The 333-nt window shown below is 58.6% G+C and carries 1 pseudogene; it reads right to left on the bottom strand.

Annotated elements, in window-relative coordinates:
• Positions 1–333 (bottom strand): annotated as a pseudogene (locus tag Q4563_RS17880) (glutamyl-tRNA reductase); the annotation flags it as partial.

The following is a 333-nucleotide window of genomic DNA, read 5'->3' as shown; positions in this document are numbered from 1 at the left end:
TGTTGCGCCCGTGCCAGGGTACGGTTGGCGACAATGATTTTTTCAATACCCGCCTGGCGTAAATGCCGGGCCACCAGTTCGATGGTTTCCCCGGCACCAATCAACAGCGCAGTGCTGCGACCCAGGTCGGCAAAAATATGCTGTGCCATCCGTACGGCAGCAAAGGCCACCGAGACCGGGTTCTCGCCAATGGCGGTATCGGTGCGGACGCGTTTGGCAATCGAGAATGTCTGGCGAAACAGCCGTCCCTATTCGGACCCGACGCTGCTCGCTTCCTGCGCTACGGCGAAAGCGGAATTAATTTGCCGGTGGATTTGTGGCTCACCAAGTTCC

This window comes from Gilvimarinus sp. 1_MG-2023, assembly GCF_030548285.1.
The sequence above is the reverse complement of the archived record's forward strand: the minus strand, read 5'-3'. Positions and strand labels throughout refer to the sequence as shown.